This window comes from Erythrobacter sp. SDW2, from assembly GCF_021431965.1.
In the GTDB taxonomy this organism is placed as follows: domain Bacteria; phylum Pseudomonadota; class Alphaproteobacteria; order Sphingomonadales; family Sphingomonadaceae; genus Parerythrobacter.
Genome location: NZ_CP090370.1, coordinates 1,379,729 through 1,399,359 on the forward strand (window position 1 = coordinate 1,379,729; position 19,631 = coordinate 1,399,359).

At 65.6% G+C, this 19,631-nt stretch carries 17 protein-coding genes and 1 riboswitch; of the genes, 6 read left to right on the forward strand and 11 right to left on the reverse strand.

Features of this window, described 5'->3' with window-relative positions; translation table 11 throughout:
- From lpdA to LY632_RS06860, 11 genes are all read right to left on the reverse strand, one after another.
- The gene (gene lpdA / locus LY632_RS06810) at window positions 1-1,419 is read right to left on the reverse strand and encodes a dihydrolipoyl dehydrogenase (protein WP_234093042.1); all 1,419 of its coding nucleotides are present in this window, start codon (window positions 1,417-1,419) and stop codon (window positions 1-3) included.
- Window positions 1,412-1,759, reverse strand: coding sequence for a hypothetical protein (locus LY632_RS06815; protein ID WP_234093043.1), 348 nt, complete (start codon window positions 1,757-1,759; stop codon window positions 1,412-1,414). Before LY632_RS06815 ends, lpdA begins: the two co-directional genes overlap by 8 nt.
- Window positions 1,759-3,000 carry a 2-oxoglutarate dehydrogenase complex dihydrolipoyllysine-residue succinyltransferase gene (odhB, locus tag LY632_RS06820; RefSeq protein ID WP_234093044.1) on the reverse strand — a complete coding sequence of 414 codons (1,242 nt, stop codon included), beginning with the start codon at window positions 2,998-3,000 and terminating at the stop codon, window positions 1,759-1,761. Before odhB ends, LY632_RS06815 begins: the two co-directional genes overlap by 1 nt.
- Window positions 3,001-3,003: 3 nt before the next feature.
- Entirely contained in the window at window positions 3,004-5,835 is a 2,832-nt protein-coding gene (locus LY632_RS06825; RefSeq protein WP_234093045.1) for a 2-oxoglutarate dehydrogenase E1 component, read from the reverse strand.
- A 56-nt stretch (window positions 5,836-5,891) separates the two neighbouring features.
- Entirely contained in the window at window positions 5,892-6,179 is a 288-nt protein-coding gene (locus LY632_RS06830) for a GIY-YIG nuclease family protein (RefSeq protein WP_234093046.1), read from the reverse strand.
- A gap of 91 nt (window positions 6,180-6,270) precedes the next feature.
- A complete protein-coding gene (gene sucD, locus LY632_RS06835; RefSeq protein WP_234093047.1) occupies window positions 6,271-7,161 on the reverse strand; it encodes a succinate--CoA ligase subunit alpha in 891 nt (296 codons plus the stop codon).
- 3 nt (window positions 7,162-7,164) lie between these two features.
- Window positions 7,165-7,449: a hypothetical protein gene (locus tag LY632_RS06840; protein ID WP_234093048.1), complete on the reverse strand. Its 285-nt coding sequence runs from the start codon at window positions 7,447-7,449 to the stop codon at window positions 7,165-7,167.
- 3 nt (window positions 7,450-7,452) lie between these two features.
- Window positions 7,453-8,427, reverse strand: coding sequence for a malate dehydrogenase (mdh, locus tag LY632_RS06845; protein ID WP_234093049.1), 975 nt, complete (start codon window positions 8,425-8,427; stop codon window positions 7,453-7,455).
- A gap of 339 nt (window positions 8,428-8,766) precedes the next feature.
- Window positions 8,767-10,731: a bifunctional diguanylate cyclase/phosphodiesterase gene (locus LY632_RS06850; RefSeq protein ID WP_234093050.1), complete on the reverse strand. Its 1,965-nt coding sequence runs from the start codon at window positions 10,729-10,731 to the stop codon at window positions 8,767-8,769.
- Window positions 10,732-10,850: 119 nt separating this feature from the next.
- Window positions 10,851-11,162 carry a hypothetical protein gene (locus tag LY632_RS06855; RefSeq protein ID WP_234093051.1) on the reverse strand — a complete coding sequence of 104 codons (312 nt, stop codon included), beginning with the start codon at window positions 11,160-11,162 and terminating at the stop codon, window positions 10,851-10,853.
- Window positions 11,163-11,287: 125 nt separating this feature from the next.
- The gene (locus LY632_RS06860; protein WP_234093052.1) at window positions 11,288-12,457 is read right to left on the reverse strand and encodes a cell wall hydrolase; all 1,170 of its coding nucleotides are present in this window, start codon (window positions 12,455-12,457) and stop codon (window positions 11,288-11,290) included.
- 194 nt (window positions 12,458-12,651) lie between these two features.
- Window positions 12,652-12,839: riboswitch (cobalamin riboswitch) on the forward strand.
- 126 nt (window positions 12,840-12,965) lie between these two features.
- On the opposite strand from LY632_RS06860, the gene LY632_RS06865 reads away from it, so the two are divergent.
- The 6 genes from LY632_RS06865 to LY632_RS06890 are packed head-to-tail and all read left to right on the forward strand — an operon-like array spanning window position 12,966 to window position 19,599.
- A complete protein-coding gene (locus tag LY632_RS06865; protein WP_234093053.1) occupies window positions 12,966-14,867 on the forward strand; it encodes a TonB-dependent siderophore receptor in 1,902 nt (633 codons plus the stop codon).
- On the forward strand, window positions 14,864-15,778 hold the full coding sequence (locus LY632_RS06870; protein ID WP_234093054.1) for an ABC transporter substrate-binding protein: 915 nt from the start codon (window positions 14,864-14,866) through the stop codon (window positions 15,776-15,778). The genes LY632_RS06865 and LY632_RS06870 overlap by 4 nt, the downstream gene beginning before the upstream one ends.
- Window positions 15,775-16,728, forward strand: a complete 954-nt coding sequence (locus LY632_RS06875) for an iron ABC transporter permease (RefSeq protein ID WP_234093055.1) — start codon at window positions 15,775-15,777, stop codon at window positions 16,726-16,728. The genes LY632_RS06870 and LY632_RS06875 overlap by 4 nt, the downstream gene beginning before the upstream one ends.
- On the forward strand, window positions 16,725-17,465 hold the full coding sequence (locus tag LY632_RS06880) for an ABC transporter ATP-binding protein (protein WP_234093056.1): 741 nt from the start codon (window positions 16,725-16,727) through the stop codon (window positions 17,463-17,465). Before LY632_RS06875 ends, LY632_RS06880 begins: the two co-directional genes overlap by 4 nt.
- Window positions 17,466-17,523: 58 nt before the next feature.
- Window positions 17,524-18,558, forward strand: coding sequence for an N-acetylmuramidase domain-containing protein (locus tag LY632_RS06885; protein WP_234093057.1), 1,035 nt, complete (start codon window positions 17,524-17,526; stop codon window positions 18,556-18,558).
- Window positions 18,559-18,600: 42 nt separating this feature from the next.
- On the forward strand, window positions 18,601-19,599 hold the full coding sequence (locus tag LY632_RS06890; RefSeq protein WP_234093058.1) for a hypothetical protein: 999 nt from the start codon (window positions 18,601-18,603) through the stop codon (window positions 19,597-19,599).
- The last annotated feature ends 32 nt before the right edge of the window (window positions 19,600-19,631 follow it).

A 19,631-nucleotide genomic window follows, 5' to 3' on the forward strand; every position in this document is an offset into this window, starting at 1 on the left:
TCAGATGTGGATCGGCTTGCCCTGCACGCCCATCGCGGCTTCCTTGAGCGCCTCGGCATGGGTCGGGTGGGCGTGACAGGTGTAGGCGATGTCCTCGCTGGTCGCGCCGAACTCCATCGCCACGCAGGCCTCGGCGATCATCGTCCCAGCGACGCTGGCGATGGCCCAGACGCCGAGCACGCGGTCGGTCTCTGCGTCTGCGATCACCTTCACGAAGCCGTCGGGCTCGTGGTTGGTCTTGGCGCGGCTGTTGGCGGCCATGGGGAACTTGCTGACCTTGACCTTGGCCTTGTCGCCGCCCGCCTGCTCGATCGCCTGTTCGGTGGTCAGGCCGACCCCGGCGATTTCGGGCAGGGTGTAGACGACGCTGGGGATGACATCGTGGTTGACGATGCCGGTCTCGCCCGCGATCCACTCGGCCACGGCAATGCCTTCGTCCTCGGCCTTGTGGGCCAGCATCGGGCCGGGGATCACATCGCCGATCGCGCGCACACCGGCGACGCTGGTGCGGAATTCGTGATCGACCTCGATCTGGCCGCGCTGGTTAGTGGCGAGGCCGATGTTCTCGAGGCCAAGTCCGTCGGTATTGGGACGGCGCCCGATCGACACCAGCACGCAATCGGCCTCCAGTGTTTCGCTGGCACCGCCCGCGGCCGGTTCGAGGGTCAGCGTGGCCTTCTTGCCCTTGACGCTGACGCCGGTGACCTTGGTCGAGAGCCGGAATTCGATGCCCTGCTTCTTGAAGATGCGGTTCGCTTCCTTGCGCACATCGCCGTCCATGCCGGGCAGGATCTGGTCGAGGAATTCGACGCAGATCACCTCTGCGCCGAGCCGACGCCAGACCGAGCCGAGCTCCAGCCCGATCACGCCGCCGCCGATCACGACCATCTTCTTGGGTACGGCCTTGAGTTCCAGCGCACCGGTGGAATCGACCACCACGCCGGCAGCATTGTCGACCTCGACGCCCGGGAGCGGGGTGACCGAGGAACCGGTGGCAATGACCACTTCCCTGGCGGTCACAGTCTCGTCACCGACCTTGACCGTGTGCGCGTCGACGAAGCCGGCGTAACCCTTCTTCCAGTCAACCTTGTTCTTCTTGAACAGGAACTCGATGCCCTTGGTCAGCCCGTCGACCGCGTCGAGGCGCTGGCCGTGCATCTTTTCCAGGTTCAGCTTGGGCTTCACTTCGATGCCCATGCTTTCCATCGCGCCATTGGCGGCGGCGTCGTAGAATTCCGACGCGTGGAGCATCGCCTTGGAGGGGATGCAGCCGACGTTGAGACAGGTGCCGCCCAGCGTCGCGCGGCCTTCCGCGCAGGCCGTCTTCAGCCCCAGCTGCGCCGCACGGATCGCGGCGACATAGCCGCCCGGGCCGGCACCGATGACAAGGACGTCGTAATCGTAAGTTTGGTCAGCCACCGATTTCCTCCGCTGGCAAGGATTGGGTTGTGCCGGAGCCGAGCTTGGCCGCGCATTCGTTGACAATGCCTTCGATCCGCTCGCGGCTCACATCCTCGAGCGTCAGATCGGGATCGGCGACAAAGGTTTCCGCGCTGCATTCGCACACTTGCGCAACCTGCCCGGCGACGATGCCCGCTCCTTCGGCAACCTGCTGGCACTGGCTGGCGATGGCATTGCGCATTTCGCCTTCGACGGCGTCGCCGGCGATCTGTGTGGCAGCGTCGCAAGCCGTAAGGCTGCCGGCGGCTGCGAGGAGGAACAGGGTGCGGATCATCGAGTTGGGTTCCTTGTCTGCCATCAAAGGTCGATCAGCATCCGGGTCGGATCCTCGATCGCTTCCTTGATGATCTTGAGCGCGGTCACGGCTTCGCGGCCGTCGATCAGGCGGTGGTCGTAGCTGAGCGCGATATACATCATCGGGCGGATCACCACCTGGCCATCGCGGGCGACCGGGCGGTCCTCGATGCGGTGGAGGCCCAGCACCGCCGACTGCGGCGGGTTGATGATCGGGGTCGACATCAGACTGCCGAACACGCCGCCGTTGGAAATGGTGAAGGTGCCGCCCTTCATGTCGTCCATGGTCAGCGTGCCTTCCTTGGCGCGCTTGCCGAAGTCGGCGATATCCTTTTCGATTCTCGCAAAGCCCTTGGCCTGCGCATCGCGGATCACCGGCACGACGAGACCATTGGGGGCCGAAACCGCGACCGAGATATCGACGTAGTCGTGATATACGATCTCGTCGCCCTCGATATAGGCGTTGACCGCCGGGACATCCTTCAGCGCGAGGCAGGCGGCCTTGGCGAAGAAGCCCATGAAGCCGAGTCGCACATCGTGCTTCTTGGCGAACAGGTCCTTGTACTTGTCGCGCGCTTCGATCACCGCCGTCATGTCGACATCGTTGAAGGTGGTCAGCAGCGCGGCATTGTCCTGCGCGCCCTTGAGCCGCTTGGCGATGGTCTGGCGCATGCGGGTCATCTTGACGCGCTCTTCGCGGCGCTCGCCAGAGGTCGCCGAAGGCGTGGGTGCGGGTGTCGGCGACGGGGCGGGTACACTGGCAGAGGGAGCCGGAGCCGCCGTCTTGGCCTTGGCGGCGGCGAGCACGTCTTCCTTGGTCAGGCGGCCATCCTTGCCGGTGCCCTTGATCGTGGTCGGATCGACCCCGTGTTCCAGCACCGCACGGCGCACGGCGGGCGAGAGGGTGGTGGCATCGCCGCCTTCATCGTCCGATGGGGCGGGAGCAGTGGCGGGGGCAGGCGCAGGCGCTTCGCGCGGCCCGATCGGCGTCGCTTCGCCGGCACCGACGCCGTCCAGCACGGTTGCGATCACCGCCCCGACCTCGACCGTATCGCCGACCGCCGCCTTGAGCTCGCCGATGATCCCGGCCACGGGCGAGGGCACCTCGACTGCGACCTTGTCGGTTTCGAGGCTCGCGACGGGTTCGTCCACCGCCACGGCATCGCCGGGTTGTTTCAGCCATTCGCCGATGGTGCCTTCGGTGACCGATTCACCGAGCTGGGGGACCTTGATGTCGGTTGCCATGGATCAGGCCTTTTTCGTTGCGGAATCGGGGTTGGTGGTCGCGAGGCCCAGCGCGTCGGCGACCAGCGCCTCCTGCTGTTCCTGGTGCTTCCTGGCGAAGCCGGTGGCGGGCGAGGCCGAGGCATCGCGCCCGGCATAGCGCGGACGCATGCCGGCATGCCCCGCGTTGCCCAGCGCGCGCTCGATGTGTTCCTCGACGAAGAACCAGCTGCCGTTGTTGCGCGGTTCTTCCTGGCACCAGACCACCTCTTCGAGGCTCGTCATTCGCTTGAGCCGGACGGCCAGCGGTTCGCCGGGGAAAGGATAGAGCTGCTCGATCCGCACGACCGAGACATCCTCCAGCCCTGCCTCGTCGCGCTTCTGCATCAGGTCGTAGCCGACCTTGCCGCTGCACAGCACCAGCCGTTTGACCTTCTTGTCGTCGATCTCCTTGAGATCGGACTTGATGCGCATGAAGTGATGGTCGCCCATGAACTCGCTCGCCTCGCTCTTGGCCAGCGGATGACGTAGCAGGCTTTTGGGCGTCATGATCACCAGCGGCTTGCGGAACGAGCGCAGCATCTGGCGGCGCAGCACATGGAAATAGTTCGCCGGCGTGGTGATGTTGCAGACGCACATGTTGTCGTTCGCGCACAGCTGCAGGAAGCGCTCGAGCCGGGCCGAGCTGTGTTCCGGCCCCTGGCCTTCGTAGCCGTGCGGCAACAGCAGCACGAGGCCGTTCGCGCGCAGCCACTTGGCTTCGCCCGCGGCGATGAACTGGTCGATCATGATCTGCGCGCCATTGGCGAAGTCGCCGAACTGCGCTTCCCACAGCACCAGCGTCTTGGGATCGGCCATGGCAAAGCCGTATTCGAACCCGAGCACGCCATATTCCGACAGGGGGCTGTCATAGACCTCGAACTTGCCATGCGGCAGCTGGCACAGCGGAATGTATTTGGCTTCGCTGTTCTGATCGACCCAGACTGCGTGCCGCTGGCTGAAAGTGCCGCGACCCGAATCCTGACCTGACAGGCGTACGCCGTATCCTTCGGTCACGAGGCTGCCGAAAGCGAGCGCTTCCGCCGTGGCCCAGTCGAAGCCTTCGCCGCTGGCGAACATCTCGCGCTTGGCCTCGATCACGCGGCCCAGCGTCTTGTGGATGGTCACATCGTCGGGGACGGTGGTGAGCGTCTTGCCGAGGCTGTCGAACAACTTTTTCTCGATCGCGCTTTCGACATTGCGGCGCGCGGTTTCAGGATCGGCAGGCTTGTTGAGCCCGGCCCAGCGACCACCGAACCAGTCGGCCTCGTTGGGCTTGTAGTTCTTGCCGGCCTCGAATTCCTCGTCGAGCTGGGCGATGAATTCGTCGCGCAGCGCCGGGGCGGTACCCTGTTCGATTACGCCCTGCCGGATCAGCTCTTCGGAATAGAGCTCGCTCACCCGCGGATGCTTGCGGATGGCATGGTACATCAGCGGCTGGGTGAAGCTCGGTTCGTCGCCCTCGTTGTGGCCGAAGCGGCGATAGCACCACATGTCGATCACGATGTCGCGCTTGAACCGCTGGCGATAATCGATCGCCAGCTTGCAGGCGAAGGTTACCGCCTCGGGATCGTCGCCGTTCACATGCAGGATCGGGGCCTGCACACCCTTCGCCACGTCGGAGGGATAAGGCGACCCGCGCGAGAACTTGGGCGCGGTGGTGAAGCCGATCTGGTTGTTGATGATGAAGTGGAGACAGCCGCCGGTATTGTATCCCGCGACGCCGGAGAAACCGAGGCATTCCCATACGATGCCCTGGCCGGCAAAGGCGGCATCGCCGTGCAGCAGCACCGGCAGGACCTGTTCGTGCGCGGCCAGATCCTCGCGGATCGCCTGCTGCGCGCGGACCTTGCCCAGCACCACCGGGTTGACCGCTTCGAGATGCGAGGGGTTGGGGACCAGCGACATGTGGACCTTGATCCCGTCGAACTCGCGGTCGGTGCTGGTGCCGAGGTGGTACTTGACGTCGCCCGAACCGCCGACATCGTCGGGGTTGGCGCTGCCGCCGGAGAATTCGTGGAAGATCACGCGGTACGGCTTGGCCATCACATTGGCGAGCACGTTGAGCCGCCCGCGGTGGGCCATGCCATAGACGATCTCGCGCACGCCCAGCGCGCCGCCATACTTGATGACGGCTTCCAGCGCCGGGATCATCGCTTCACCGCCATCGAGGCCGAACCGTTTGGTGCCGACGTATTTCTTGGCGAGGTACTTCTCGTATTCCTCGCCCCGGATCACCGCCTGCAGGATGGCGCGCTTGCCTTCCGGGCTGAACTGGATGGTGCTTTCCGGCTTCTCGAACTTGTCCTGCAGGAAGCGGCGTTCCTCGGTGTCCGAGATATGCATGTATTCGAGGCCGACATGGCCGCAATAGGTGTCCCGCAGGGCCTTGTAGAGATTGCCGACGGTGACCCATTCGAAACCGAACACGCCGCCGACATAGACCTCGCGATCTTCCTGCCCGGCAAAGCCGTGCCACTCGAGCGTCAGGTCTTCGGGCTGTTCGCGATGCGACAGACCCAGCGGATCGAGGTCGGCGGCGAGGTGACCGCGCACGCGGTACAGCCGGACGAGCAGCATGGCACGGATCGAATCGTCCGCCGCCTGGGCGATCGCCTGGGGGTCAGTGGGCTTGCCTGCGGATTTCGCGGCAGCTTCGACCGCCAGCTTCATCTGCGTCGGATCGAGCGCGACGGTCAGGTCGGCGCCGGAATCGACGACTTCCGCCAGCCAGCGCGGATTGCCCCAGCTCGGGCCCGGCTGCGGGCCTTCCTGGTCGCCCAGTTCGGGCATGAAGTCGTGGCTCTCGTTACCCATTTGTCATTTCCCATGCGCCCCCGCGAAGGCGGGGGCCTCAGGCGGCCAGCCCGACATCAGAGTCGGTCCGCCAAATCGCGCCATTCCGGGTTCAGCCCGACAATACGATTGACCTTCCAGGCGCGTCTCCATTTCTTCATCTGCCTCTCGAACGCGCGAGCATCATGAATGTTTTCAAACCGCTCGAACCATACCAGAAGGCGGCAGTTGTAAGTCTGGGTGAAGCTCGAAACGGCACCGGACCGATGCTGTGCGATGCGCTTTGCAAGGTCATCGGTGACACCAATGTACCAGACGCCCATCGGCTTGTTGGTAAGGATGTAGACATAGCCCGGTTTCACCATGCCCCCGTCAAGCACGGGGCCTCAGGTAGCAGGCGAGGCGCTAGCAGCCTGAGGTCCCCGCCTGCGCGGGGACGCATGGAGTGATTCCCACTCACACAAGTTCCTTCAACAGCGCATCGAGCGTCGTGCCGAGTTCGCTGGGCGAGGGGCTGACGCGGATGCCAGCGGCTTCCATTGCGGCAATCTTGTCTTCCGCGCCGCCCTGGCCGCCCGAGACGATCGCGCCCGCGTGGCCCATGCGGCGGCCCGGAGGAGCGGTGCGGCCGGCGATGAAGCCGACCATCGGCTTGCTGATGCCCTGCTTCGCCTTGTGGGCGATAAACTCGGCGGCTTCCTCTTCGGCGCTGCCGCCGATTTCGCCGATCATGATGATCGACTTGGTCTCGTCGTCCTTGAGGAAGAGATCGAGCACGTCGATGAAGTTGGTGCCGTTGACCGGATCGCCGCCGATGCCGACCGCGGTGGTCTGCCCCAAGCCGACCATGGTGGTCTGGTGGACGGCTTCATAGGTCAGCGTGCCCGAGCGCGAGACGACGCCGACGCTGCCCTTCTTGAAGATGCTGCCCGGCATGATGCCGATCTTGCATTCGCCCGGGGTCAGCACGCCGGGGCAGTTGGGGCCGATCAGGCGGCTCTTGCTGCCCGAAAGCGCGCGCTTCACGCGGACCATGTCGAGCACCGGTATGCCCTCGGTAATCGCGACGATCAGCTCGATCTCGGCATCGATCGCCTCGAGGATCGAGTCGGCCGCGAAGGGCGGGGGAACGTAGATGCACGAAGCGGTCGCGCCGGTCGCGTGCTTGGCCTCGGCGACGGTGTCGTAGACCGGCAGGCCGATGTGGGTCGTGCCGCCCTTGCCGGGAGTCACGCCCGCAACCATCTGCGTCCCGTAATCGAGCGCCTGCTGGGTATGGAAGGTTCCGGTATCGCCGGTCATCCCCTGGGTGATGACCTTTGTATTCTTGTCGACGAGGATGGACATATTTCAGGCCTTAATAGTGTTGAGGAAATGAGAGGCTGCGATGCCGATGGCGCAACCGACCGAGATGAAACCGAACACCGCAACGCAGCCTAGGCCAGCTTGTTTCGACTCGCCCGATCCACCGCTGGAAATGAGACCCAGGAAAAGCATCAGTCCAACCGGTAAATAAAGCGCGGCGGCCAGATACGGGCTTGCCTGCCAAGCACCGAAGAAAATGACCGCCGGAAGCAGCACGAGCAGAGCTAGCCCGTCCCAAGTTTTCCCGCTTGGCCATTTCAATCGCGCCATGGGTCAATTGAGGGAGCTGTCCAGGCCCTTGCAGGCCACCAGCAGTTCTTCGACCGCGTCGGTCGAAACCTTGAGGTTGGCCTTTTCCTCGTCCGACAGGGCGATCTCGACCACATCCTCGATCCCGTTCGCGCCGATCACTGCGGGGACACCCACGTACAGGCCGTCGAGACCGTACTTGCCGTCGACATAGGCCGCGACGGGGAGGATGCGCTTCTGGTCGCCGAGGTAGGCTTCGGCCATGGCGATCGCGCTGGTGGCGGGCGCGTAATAGGCGCTGCCGGTCTTGAGCAGGCCGACGATCTCGCCGCCGCCGCTGCGGGTGCGCTGGACGATTTCGTCGATGCGGCCTTCGGCGACGCCCTTGATCTTGGCAAAGTCCTTGACCGGAATGCCGTTGATCGTGGTGTAGCTGGTGACCGGCACCATGGTGTCGCCGTGGCCACCGAGAACGAAAGCGTTGACGTCCTTGACCGAAACGCCGAATTCCCACGCCAGGAACGTGGCGAAGCGCGCGCTGTCGAGAACGCCGGCCATACCGACGACCTTGTTGTGCGGCAGGCCGCTGAATTCGCGCAGCGCCCAGACCATCGCATCGAGCGGGTTGGTGATGCAGATCACGAAAGCGTCGGGGCAGTTTGCCTTGATGCCTTCACCGACCGCCTTCATCACCGACAAATTGATGCCGAGCAGGTCGTCGCGGCTCATGCCCGGCTTGCGCGGAACGCCGGCGGTGACGATCACCACGTCGGCACCGGCGATGTCGGCATAATCGTTGGTGCCGGTGATCCTGGCGTCGAAGCCTTCGACCGGCCCGCACTGGCTCAGGTCGAGCGCCTTGCCCTGCGGGATCCCCTCGGCGATGTCGAACAGGACGATGTCGCCCATTTCCTTCTTCGCGGCGAGATGGGCGAGGGTGCCGCCGATCATGCCGGAGCCGATGAGGGCGATCTTCTTGCGTCCCGTGTTATTGGCCATAGGGGCAACCAGTCCTTCCAAACGCGCGGGACCGCAATGTCTCGACCGATGTGGCGCACGCTCGCGTCCCGCGAGGAAGCCGCGCCCGGAAACTCGGATTTCGCCTAGGCCCGCGCCGGAGTGATTGCAACCGGCAATATCCCGGATGTTGCAACTATTTATGCAAATAGTTCGCAATTGCAATAAGGGGCGGTGTCCCTCTCCAACTTCGGCTAGGCTCCTGACGTAGCCAAGCCTGCGTATCCTCTCCCGCAAGGGGTGAGGAGCAGTGCAATTCCATCCCTCTCCCCTTGCGGGAGAGGATAGCGGCTAGCGGAGCTTGGAGAGGGGAAAGGAAGGTCAGCCGACCTGGCGCAGCGCTTCGTCGTTTTCGCGTTCCTGCGCCAGCAGCATGGCGGCGAGGTAATCGGGCACGGCGCGGCTGAAGTAATAGCCCTGGCCCAGCGTACAGCCGGCTTCGCGCACGGCCTGTACCTGCTCGATGGTTTCGAGTCCTTCGGCCACGATCGACATGTCCAGCTGCGCGCCCATCTCGGCGACGGCGCGGATGATCGCCTCGGTCTTCTTGCCGACATCTGGGCCGGACACGAAGCTGCGGTCGATCTTGACCTTGCTGAAGGGGTATTTCTGGATGTAGCCGAGTGAAGAATAGCCCGTGCCGAAATCGTCCAGTGCAAAGCGCACGCCCTTGGCGGCGAGTTCGCTGATGAAAGCCTCCGTCGCCTCGCTGTCGTCGAGGAACAGGCTCTCTGTCACCTCCAGTTCGAGCCGTTCGGGCGCCAGCTTGGCTTCGCGCAGGGCGTTGACGATCCCGAGCGAGGCGCCAGGTGCCTTGATCTGCAGAGGAGAGAGATTGACGGCGATGGTGACGTCGTCCGGCCACTGGGCCGCAGCGCGCGCCGCCTGGACCGTGATCCAGTTCCCCAGGGTGACGATCAGGCCGCTGTCTTCGGCAACCGGGATGAACTCGTCGGGTCGCAGTTCGCCCTTTTCCGGGTGGAACCAGCGCACCAGCGCTTCGAAGGTCTTGATCCGGCCGGTTTCGAGATCGACGATCGGCTGGAAGAAGATCGACAGTTCGTCCTTCTGGATGGCGGCGCGCAGCTCGGCCTCGATCTCGCGCTTGCGGGCGAGGTTGCGGCTCATCGAATTGTCGTAGAAGCGGGTCTGCTTCCGCCCGTTGACCTTGGCATGATAGAGCGCAAGATCGGCGTTCTGCATCAGCGTATCGGCATCGGTGCCGTCTTCCGGCAACAATGCGACGCCGATCGAAGCGCCGATTTCGAGGCGGTCACCGTCGATACGGATCGGGCGCATCAGCTCGGCATGGACTTCGCTGGCGAGCCGCTCGGCCACGCGACGTTCGGCGACTTCGCAGACGATGGTGAACTCGTCACCGCCGAAACGGGCGATGATCGCGCCTTCGGGCATGACCGCATTGAGCCGCGCGGCGGTTTCCATCAGCACCCGGTCCCCGGTCTGGTGGCCGAGCAGGTCGTTGACTTCCTTGAACCGGTCGAGATCGAGCCAGAACATCGCCAGCATCTTGTCGGCCGGCACAGCCATCAGCGCTTCGACCAGCAGATGGTTGAGGCCGGCGCGGTTGGTGAGGCCGGTGACGACGTCGGTATGCGCGAGCGTTTCCATCTTGCGGGCCAGCTGCTCGCTGGTTTCCGCAGCGGCGATGGATTCGCGCAGCACGCGGTGGACGTTGTGCGTGATCGAAGCCATCGCCGGCGCGACAAGCACCATGGTGATCGCCAGCACCACCAGCGGCAGGGAGCCGATCGCAAGGCACGCGATAAGCACCGGCAGGAACGTCAGGATCAGCTGTCCGTTCGCAATGATCGGAGCGCCGGCGTTGCGCGCGGCCACGCCGATCCCATAGCACAGGGCATTGGCGACGATCAGGATCTCGACTTCCGGCCCGGGCTGATAAAGCAGGGTCAGCGCGGCAATCGCCCCGTAAAGGAAGGCGTAGCTGAAAGCGCCTGCTTCGTAGAGCAGTACCAGCTTGCGGGTGGTGTTGGCCTGGTTGTCGGGCGACAGGCGCGAGGCCATCACGAAGCGCGCGACGCCGATCAGCCCGAAGAAGATGACAAATCCGGTAAAAACCGGATCGTCGACCATCCACGCCGCAATCGACGTCGAGACGATGCCGTTGATGGCCCCGACCGCGAGGCTGGTCGGCTGGGTATAGAGGGTGCGGACGAGAATACGCCGGACGCGATCACTGATCGCGTCCCCTCCGCGCGAGCGGTCCAGCTTGCGCCGCAGCATGCTGAAAAGGGTTTGGCCCGACATATCCTGTCCGGCCTAGGCTCAAATGGTCACGATTAGGTAAACGTGCAGGTTACCATAACCACGGATGCGGGGTCGGGTTGCGACCGGCGAGAAGGTCGCGTGCGGTGCAGCCGGTCAGCTCAGCGCTGCTGGCGACGGGTTATTTCCTCGGCCATGCGCCGGTCGAGCGTCCGGCAGATGCCGAGCCACCAGTCGTACGACTGGCGATCTCCGGCAAAGAAGGCTTCCTCGGTTTGCCGGCGGGCTTCGCGCGCCGCGCCGAGGCCATGCTCGGCAAAATGGCGCAACGCCGCATGCAGCATCTGGTCGTGGGACTTCGCCTGCGCGGGATCGTGGTTGTCATTGGCCGCGCGCGCGATGGTGCGCCGCGCGAAGGCGCGAGCGAGCGGCGAGCGGGCAATGGATCGCGCAGGGGCGAAGTGGACCGTCATGTGTTGGGGCGTCCTTCTCGAGGGGGCGTCTTGTGGGGTTGCAACCTCCTGTAAGGCCAACCTCTCAAGGCTTTGCTGCGGCACAGGGTTTCGCGGGCGTTAAGGATTGCACCTCGGAGCCGTGGCTAGGGCTGCTCTTTCCACTTGCCGGCGTTGGCATATTCCTCGCGCACGCTGCCCGACTGGGGCAGCTTTTCGGCGCGGAACTGAGCGTCGCCGCCGCGGTCCTCGATGTCCTGTGTGTAGCGCGGGGCGGGCCCGGCTGTGGCGGTGCGCCCAGCGACCGGAGTGGTCGAGCGACTGTCTGCTTCGGCCTTCTTGCGCGCTTCCTCATAGGCACGGGCGAGCGCGACCGGATCGAGCGGGTCGGCTTCGCTCGGCTGGGCGAGCGAGGTCTGCGGCTTGGGCTTGGGCAGCGGTTCGCCGCCGATATAGACGGTGCGGAACGCCGAGGGCTGGCCCGCCGCGCCGCGCCAGCGATAGAAGCGGTGCGCCCCGATCACGCCGATAAAGTCGAGGCTGGGGGCCCAATAGGGGCTGATCCAGATCGTATGATAATGGGTGGCAAGGCCGACCGGTTCGTACACGTCGCCCCCCAGCGCCTCGCGCGCAACCTTTAGTGCGGTGGCCCACCCACGCGCCGAGGGCGTGCGGCGCAGGCTGCCGTCGCAAGTGAAGCTGAACTGGCACCCGGTCTTGCGCTCGCTGCCTTGGTAGACCACGCCGCAGATACTGCCCGGATAGGTCGGGTGGGCCACGCGGTTGAGCACCACCTGCGCCACGGCCTTCTGCCCGCCGATGCTTTCGCTGGCCGCCTCGTAATAGACTGCGGTCGCCAGGCATTGTAGCGCGCGGGCCATGTCGAGCCCGCTGCCGCCACCGCGGAAGGCGCGCGCCGAAGGGCCTGCGTCGTGGGTCTCGACCGCCTGGGCCGGATCGCCGTTGAGCACCGCGAGCGGGTCGAAGTATTGCCCCGCGCCAACCGTGGTATCGAGCGCGCCGTTGATGCCGCCCGCCAGTTCGTTGTCGGCCTCGACATAGTAGAAGGCCGAGCCGGGAAAGCTCCCGCCGGGCTGTTCGAACGCCATTGGAGTGACTTCGTCGGTCAGCTTTGCATCGTCGCCATTGCCGAGGTTGAAGGCGCCCCACTGGTCGGGCGCGGCCATGGCCGGGACGGTGATTGCCGCGAACAGCGCCAGCAAAGCTTTCCCGCGCTTGCCGCCCAGCCGGTCACGCCAGCGGCGCTTGCGTTGGAACGCAAAGCGGGGCGTGTCAGGGGCGGCGGGAGCGGGCAAGCGGCGTGTCCTTTGCGGGCATTCGATCGGGCAGCATGGCCCATACCCGCAAGGGTAGGGTGCAGCGACGCCGTATTCGGCGCCGTCCTATGCCGGCACAGCGTGCAAGGCGGGGTTAAACCGCATGGTTGACCCCAGATTACCGGCAGGGCGGGCGGGGCTTAATGGCTTGCCAGCCGGCGGGCGCGGGCCTATCGGGCGGCTACGTCATGGGTTGCCGGGTAACACCGGCCTAAGAGGGAAGGATGTGCGAAACATCCGCTGCCCCCGCAACTGTGACCGGGGAGCGATCCCGCCACATGCCACTGGCTCCTTGCTGGGAAGGCGACGGGCGAGCGATGATCCGGGAGCCAGGAGACCTGCCGGTGACGGTCGTTCGAGCTGCCGGGCGGGGTGTACCGATGGCAAGGCGTCAGGGCTCTCGCACTCCCGCGATGCTCCGTCATGAGCGACATCAGCTTGTGATGGAGGAAGTGTGCGTAAATTTCTGTTTTTGCTGAGTTGTGCAGTGGTTTCGGCGCCGGTGGCGGCGCAGGATTCGGCCGAACCCTTGCCTGAAGACTGGTCGGACAGTTGCTTCGGTTGCTTCCTGCCAGCACCCGCTCCAACCACCATCACCGTCACCGGTACGCCGATCGAGACGGAGGACACTGGCCAACCGGTAACCATCATCACCCGCGACGAGATCGAGCAGGTGCAGGGCGAGGACATCACCCGCATCCTCCAGCGCGCCCCGGGAGTGACCGTCAGCCGCAACGGCGGGGTCGGCAGCTTTACCGGCGTCCGCGTGCGCGGCGCCGAGGCGGAGCAATTGCTGGTTCTGGTCGACGGGGTGCGGGTCAATGATCCGTCCTCGCCATCGGGCGGCTTCGATTTCGGCAATCTGCTGCCGGGCACCATCGCGCAACTGGATTTGCTGCGCGGCTCGAACTCGACGGTCTGGGGCAGCGATGCCGTGGCCGGGGTGCTGGCGGTGAGGACACGCTCGGACAGCGGCCTTGACGGGAGCGTGGAATATGGTGCGCGCGATACGCTGAGCGCCAATCTCTCGGGCAGTATCGAGAGCGATGTCGGCTTTCTCAGCATGGCCGGGGGATATTACACCAGCGACGGTTTCTCCTCCGCCGCCAGCGGCACCGAGGCCGACGGGTTCGAGCAATTCGCGGTTACAACCCGCGGCCGGATTTTCCTGTCCGGCAGCACCGAGATCTTCGCCAGCGGCCGCTATGCTCAAGGCGATCTGGAGATCGACGGTTTCCCGGCCCCGAACTTCACCCTCGCCGACACGGCCGAGTATCAGGAAACGGTGCAATATTCGGGTGCGCTGGGCCTGTTGCACGACAACGGGCCGCTGTTCGTCCAGGCCACCTACAGTTTCGCCGATACCGAGCGGGCGAACTTCGATCCGGCTTTCGGCACGGCACCCGGCTTCGTCAGCGACGGCCATTCTGACCGGGTCGAGATCAAGGGCGAGTACCGACTGATCGGCCCGCTGCTGCTCAACTTCGGGGCCGATGGCGAATGGACCAGCTACGAGACCAATTTCTCGGCCCGGGAAGACACACGCATCATCGGCGGATATCTCCAGGCGGGCATCGAATTCGGGGGGCTATCCGGGCACTTTGGCCTGCGGCATGACGACCATGCCCGGTTCGGCGGCGCGACGAACGTAGGCGCGGACATCAGCTACGAGATCGCGCCCGATCTTCGCGTCAAGGCCAGCGTCGGCGAGGGCTTCAAGGCGCCGAGCCTGTTCCAGCTGTTCAGCGACTTTGGCAATGAGTCGCTGGTGCCGGAGAAAAGCACCAGCTTCGATCTCGGTCTCGCCTACCGCGATCGCAGCGCGCCCGCCTATGCCGCCGTCACCGTGTTCCGGCGCGACAGCGAGGATCTGATCCAGTTCGTCAGCTGCTTCGGCCAGAACACCGGGATCTGCACCAACCGTCCCTTCGGCACCTATGACAATGTCGCGCGGGCCAGGGCCCAGGGGATCGAGATCGAAGGGGGCGTCACGTTGGGCGAAGCGCTGCGCGCGCGGGTGGTTTACAGCCTGATCGAGAGCGAGGACCGGGTCAGCGGCAACACGCTGGCCCGCCGCCCAAGGCACAGCGTCAACCTGGCGCTCGATTGGGACAGCGCGGCGGGAAGAGGCACCTTGCTCCGTCCCCGGCTGGGAGCGGACCTCCGCTTCTCCTCGGATTCGTTCGACAATGCGGCCAACGCCGTCTCGCTCGACGGCTATGCAGTGGTCGACCTGCGAGCCGAACTGCCGGTGGCCGCGTTGCAGGACAACAAGCAGCTGGTCCTCTTCGCCCGGGTGGAGAACCTGTTCGACGAACGCTACCAGACCGCCGCCGGATACGGTCAGGCAGGACGCGGCGTGTTCGGCGGGGTGAGGTTCGGCTTTTGAAAGTCCTGGCAGGCTTGATCGCCTGCGCGGCGCTGGCAGGTTGCGGTTCGCCGCGACTTGCCAGTGCGCCTTCCGAAGGCCCCACCATCGTCAGCCTCAACCCCTGCGCCGACGCGATCCTCGCCGAGGTCGCCGCGCCGGGGCAGTTGCTGGCGATCAGCCACTACAGCCATGCTCCGGCAGCGACCTCGATGGACCTGGCCAAGGCGCGCACACTCCTGGCGACCGGCGGCACGGTGGAGGAAGTGCTCGCGCTCGATCCCGACGTGGTGGTCGGCTCGACCTTTATGGACCCCGCGACGGTCAAGGCGTTCGAGCGGCTGGGGATGCAGGTCGAGACGCTGGGAATTGCTTCAACCGTCGCCGACAGCAAGGCACAGGTGCAGCAGCTTGCCGCGGTGGCGGGCGAGCCAGAGAGGGGGGAGGCACTGATCGGGCGGATCGACGCCGCGCTGGCGGCCACCGCGCATGACGGCACATCGGTCTCGACAGTGTTGTGGCAGGACGGCGGAATCGTGCCGGGGGAAGGGACGCTGGTTGCAGAGCTGATGGAGCACACCGGCCTCGCCAGCCACAGCGCCGCGCGCGGGATGCGGCAGGCCGACTATCTTTCGCTCGAGCGACTGCTGTCCGATCCGCCGGAGCTGTTGCTGGTCGCCGGCAACGAGCGTGCCCAGTCGCATCCGGCCTTGGCCCAGCTCGGCGATATGCGGACCGAGCCCTTCGCCTCGAACCTGCTCTATTGCGGCGGGCCGAGCATTATCCGGGCGGTGGAGCGGCTGGCACAAGTGCGTGCCGCGCACCACCCCCAAACCCCCTCCTCTGAAGAGGAGGGGGCTTCCGCCAGGCGCGCCAATCACCCCCTCCTCTTCAGAGGAGGGGGCCGGGGGGTGGTGGAGCTACGCCAATGAACCGCGCCACGCTCACCTTTCTGGCCTTGCTCGGCCTCGCGCTGTCGCTCTCGCTGCTCGCGGGGCGGGTCTGGCTCGATCCGTGGACTACCCCCAATGCCGCCCTGATCCTGATGGAACTGCGCCTGCCGCGGGCCTTGCTGGCCATCACCATCGGCGCGGGGCTGGGTGCGGCAGGGGCGGCGATGCAAGGGTATTTGCGCAATCCGCTGGCCGATCCGGGCCTGTTCGGGATCGCGCCGGGAGCCGCGCTGGGCGCAGTGGCGAGCTTCTGGTTCGGTTACTCCGCCGCGCCTTTCCTTTTGCCGCTGTTCGCACTGATAGGCGCGGGCGGGGCTATGGCTCTGCTCGCCCTGATTGCGGGGCGGTCAGGCGGGATCGCGCTGTTCACGCTGGCAGGGTTGATGATCGCCAGCCTGGCGGGCGCTTTGACCAGCCTGGCCATCAGCATGGCCCCCAATGCCTTCGCCATGAGCCAGATCGTCACCTGGCTGATGGGTGCGCTAACCGACCGGAGCTGGCCGGACGTGTACGTCGCCGCGCCGCTGACAGTGTTCGGCATCGCCTGCCTGTGGCGGACCTCGCGCGCGCTCGATGCGCTGACGCTCGGCGAGGCGGCGGCCCGGTCGCTGGGCGTCGAGCCGGGGCGGCTGCTGGTATGGCTGATCCTCGGCATCGGGTTGACCGTGGGCAGCGGCGTCGCGGTAGCGGGGATCATCGGCTTCGTCGGGCTGATCGTGCCGCATCTGGTCCGCCCGCTGACCGATCGCCGCCCGTCGAGCCTGCTGCTGCCGAGCGCACTGGCAGGCGCGACGCTGGTGCTGGTGGCCGACAGTCTGGTGAGGATACTTCCGCTGGCGACCGAGCTGCGGCTGGGCATCGCGCTCAGCCTGATCGGCGCGCCGTTCTTCCTGTGGCTGCTGCTGCGAATGCGGAAAGGTCTGGCATGACGCTCGCGGCTCGCAATCTCACTCTCGCAGGGCGGCTGACGAATGTGTCCGGCACGCTTGCACCGGGCAAGATCACCGCGATTTGCGGCCCCAATGGCGCAGGCAAGTCGACCCTGTTGTCGGCACTTGCGGGACTGCTCAGGGTCGATGGCGGCGAAGTGTTGCTGGACGAAGCTCCGCTCGCCTCCCTGCCGCCGCGCGAGCGTGCCAAGGCGATCGGTTACCTGCCGCAGGATGGCGAAGTCGCGTGGGATGTGGCCGTGCGCAGCCTGGTGGCGCTGGGCCGCCTGCCGCATCGGGACAACGGCGAGGAGGCCGTCACCCGCGCGATAAAGGCGCTCGATCTGGAGCATTTGGCCAACCGCCCCGTCACCACGCTGTCAGGCGGAGAGAAAGCGCGCGCATTGCTCGCCCGGGTGCTGGCGGGAGAGCCGCGCTGGATCCTCGCCGACGAGCCGCTCGCTGCGCTCGATCTCGCGCACCGGTTTACCCTGATCGAACACCTTCGCACCGCCGCCGCTGCCGGGGCCGGGGTGGTGCTGGTGCTGCATGACCTTGCACTCGCCATGAACCATGCCGACCATGTGCTGGTGCTCGACCGCGGGACACTTGCTGCGGAAGGGAAACCGCCAGTCGCGCTCGCTTCCGACGTCGTGGCCCGCGTGTTCGGCGTTAACGGTGATTGGCTCGGCCCCATGGGCGCGATGGCATTTTCCTGCTATCCTACAGCCGCATAATCAAAATAGAGTCGCACTTCGATCGCATCCCACACGCTGTCACGGGAGGACACGCACGATGCCGAGTGAATTTACGGGCGACCCCACACCGCTTACCGATGCCGATTTCGAGCGTGCTGCGACCAAGCTGGGATGCAGCGTTGCCGCTGTGCGCGCAGTGGCCCAGGTCGAAAGCCTGGGTGGAGGCTATCTGTCGGACGCGCGGCCCAAGATCCTGTTCGAGCGCCACTGGTTCCACAAGCTGACCGGGGGCAAGTGGAGCAGCGGACGCTCGCACATCTCCTGGCCCAAGCCTGGCGGCTATAAAGGCGGTGCGCGCGAGTATGACCGATTGGAAGAGGCGCTGAAACTCGACCGGACAGCAGCGCTCAAGTCCGCCAGCTGGGGGGCGTTCCAGGTGATGGGATTCAATCACAAGCTGGTCGGGTACAACGATGTCGAAAGCTTCGTGAAGGCCATGGTGGCAAGCTCGGGGAAGCAGCTCGATGCCTTCGTCGGCTTCATCCAGTCGAACAAGCTCGACGACGAGTTGCGGCGGCTCGACTGGGCGGGGTTTGCGCGCGGCTACAACGGCTCGAACTACCGGATCAACAAGTACGACGAAAAGATGGCGCGGGCCTATGCCAACTTCAGCCAGGGTGGTTCGCACAGCGATAACCCGCATCCGGTGCTGCGCATGGGCGACCGGGGGCAGGCGGTGATGCATTTGCAGGAACTGCTGGGCCTGGCGGTCAAGGACGGTGATTTCGGCCCCGGGACCAAGGCTGCGGTGATCGCCGCGCAGGAGAAGGCGGGGCTCTACGCCGACGGAATCGTCGGGGCCCAGACCTGGGCGCTCCTGCTCGCCAGCACGGAGAAGAAACCGGACAGCAAGAAGGCCAAGGCCGACGAGGCCGCGCGCAGCCGACCGCCTTTGAGGCTCGGTGACCAGGGCGACGATGTCGCTTTCCTGCAGGAGAAGCTCGGCATCGTCGCCGATGGCGATTTCGGGCCGATGACGCTTGCTGCCGTGGTGAAGTTCCAGAAGGACAGGAAACTGGGTGCCGACGGCATTGTCGGTCGCAAGACCTGGGAAGCGCTGCTCGGAACCTGACGCGGGCTTGCACGGGCGTCGCTTTCGGCTAGTCCCATGGCGATGACCCGTGCTGCCGAAATTGCCGCCGATCCCGCCTGGCTGCCGCACCGGATCGATGTGCCTGCGCAGCAGGTCGAGTTCATCCTGGCGCCGCGCGAAACGCTCGGCCAGCGCGGCTTCCTGGCCGATCGTGATCCGTCAGCGGGCGAGCGCGCGCTGGTGGGCTGGGACGACCTGCGGGCGATGCAGGCTCCGGGTGGGCGATTGCACTTCATCTTCCACACTGCCTTCTGCCGCTCGACCTTGCTGGTCCGCGCGCTCGATGCGCCGGGCGTGGCGGCGGGGCTGAACGAGCCGGGGATCATCGCCAGTCTCGTCAACGCCGGGGATGCCGCCGCACCGCTGATTGCACCTCTGCTCGCCCTGCTGGCGCGCCCGCATGCGCCGGGCGAGGTGGTGGTGGTCAAGCCGACCAACCATGCCAACCGGCTGATGCCCGCGCTGCTGCGCGTTGCTCCGCAAGCCCGCGCGGTGCTGATGAGCAATGAGCTGCCGGTGTTCCTCCGCTCCGTCGCCCGCAAGGGCCTGATGGGGCGCAATTGGGGCCGCAAGCTGTTCCTCGAGCTTCAGTCCTATGCCGGGATGGATTTCGGCATGGACCCGCGCGAGACCTTTGCCATGAGCGATATGCAGGCGGCGGGGCTGGCGTGGTTGCTGAACCAGCGGTTCTTCGCCCTGCATCTGGGCGGGCAGGTGCAAGGTGTCGCACCCGACCGGCTGCGGATGCTCGATGGCGACCGCTTCGACGCGGCGCGTGCGGAGACGCTGGCAGCGGTGTTCGCGCATTTCGGGGTAGGGGTGGCAGAGGAACTGCCCGCTCAACTCGCGGCAGGTCCGGTCTTCTCACAGCATGCCAAGCTAGGCGGCGAGTTTGCCGGTGACGATTCAGCGGGCATTGACCCGAAGCTGGAGGAAGAAATCGCCCAGGTCGGCCAATGGGTCGGCCTGATCGCGCAGCAGGCGGGGCTGAGGCTTCCGCTGCCGCAAACGCTGTTCTGAAAAGGAACCTCCCCGCAGCGCTGCTTGCGGGG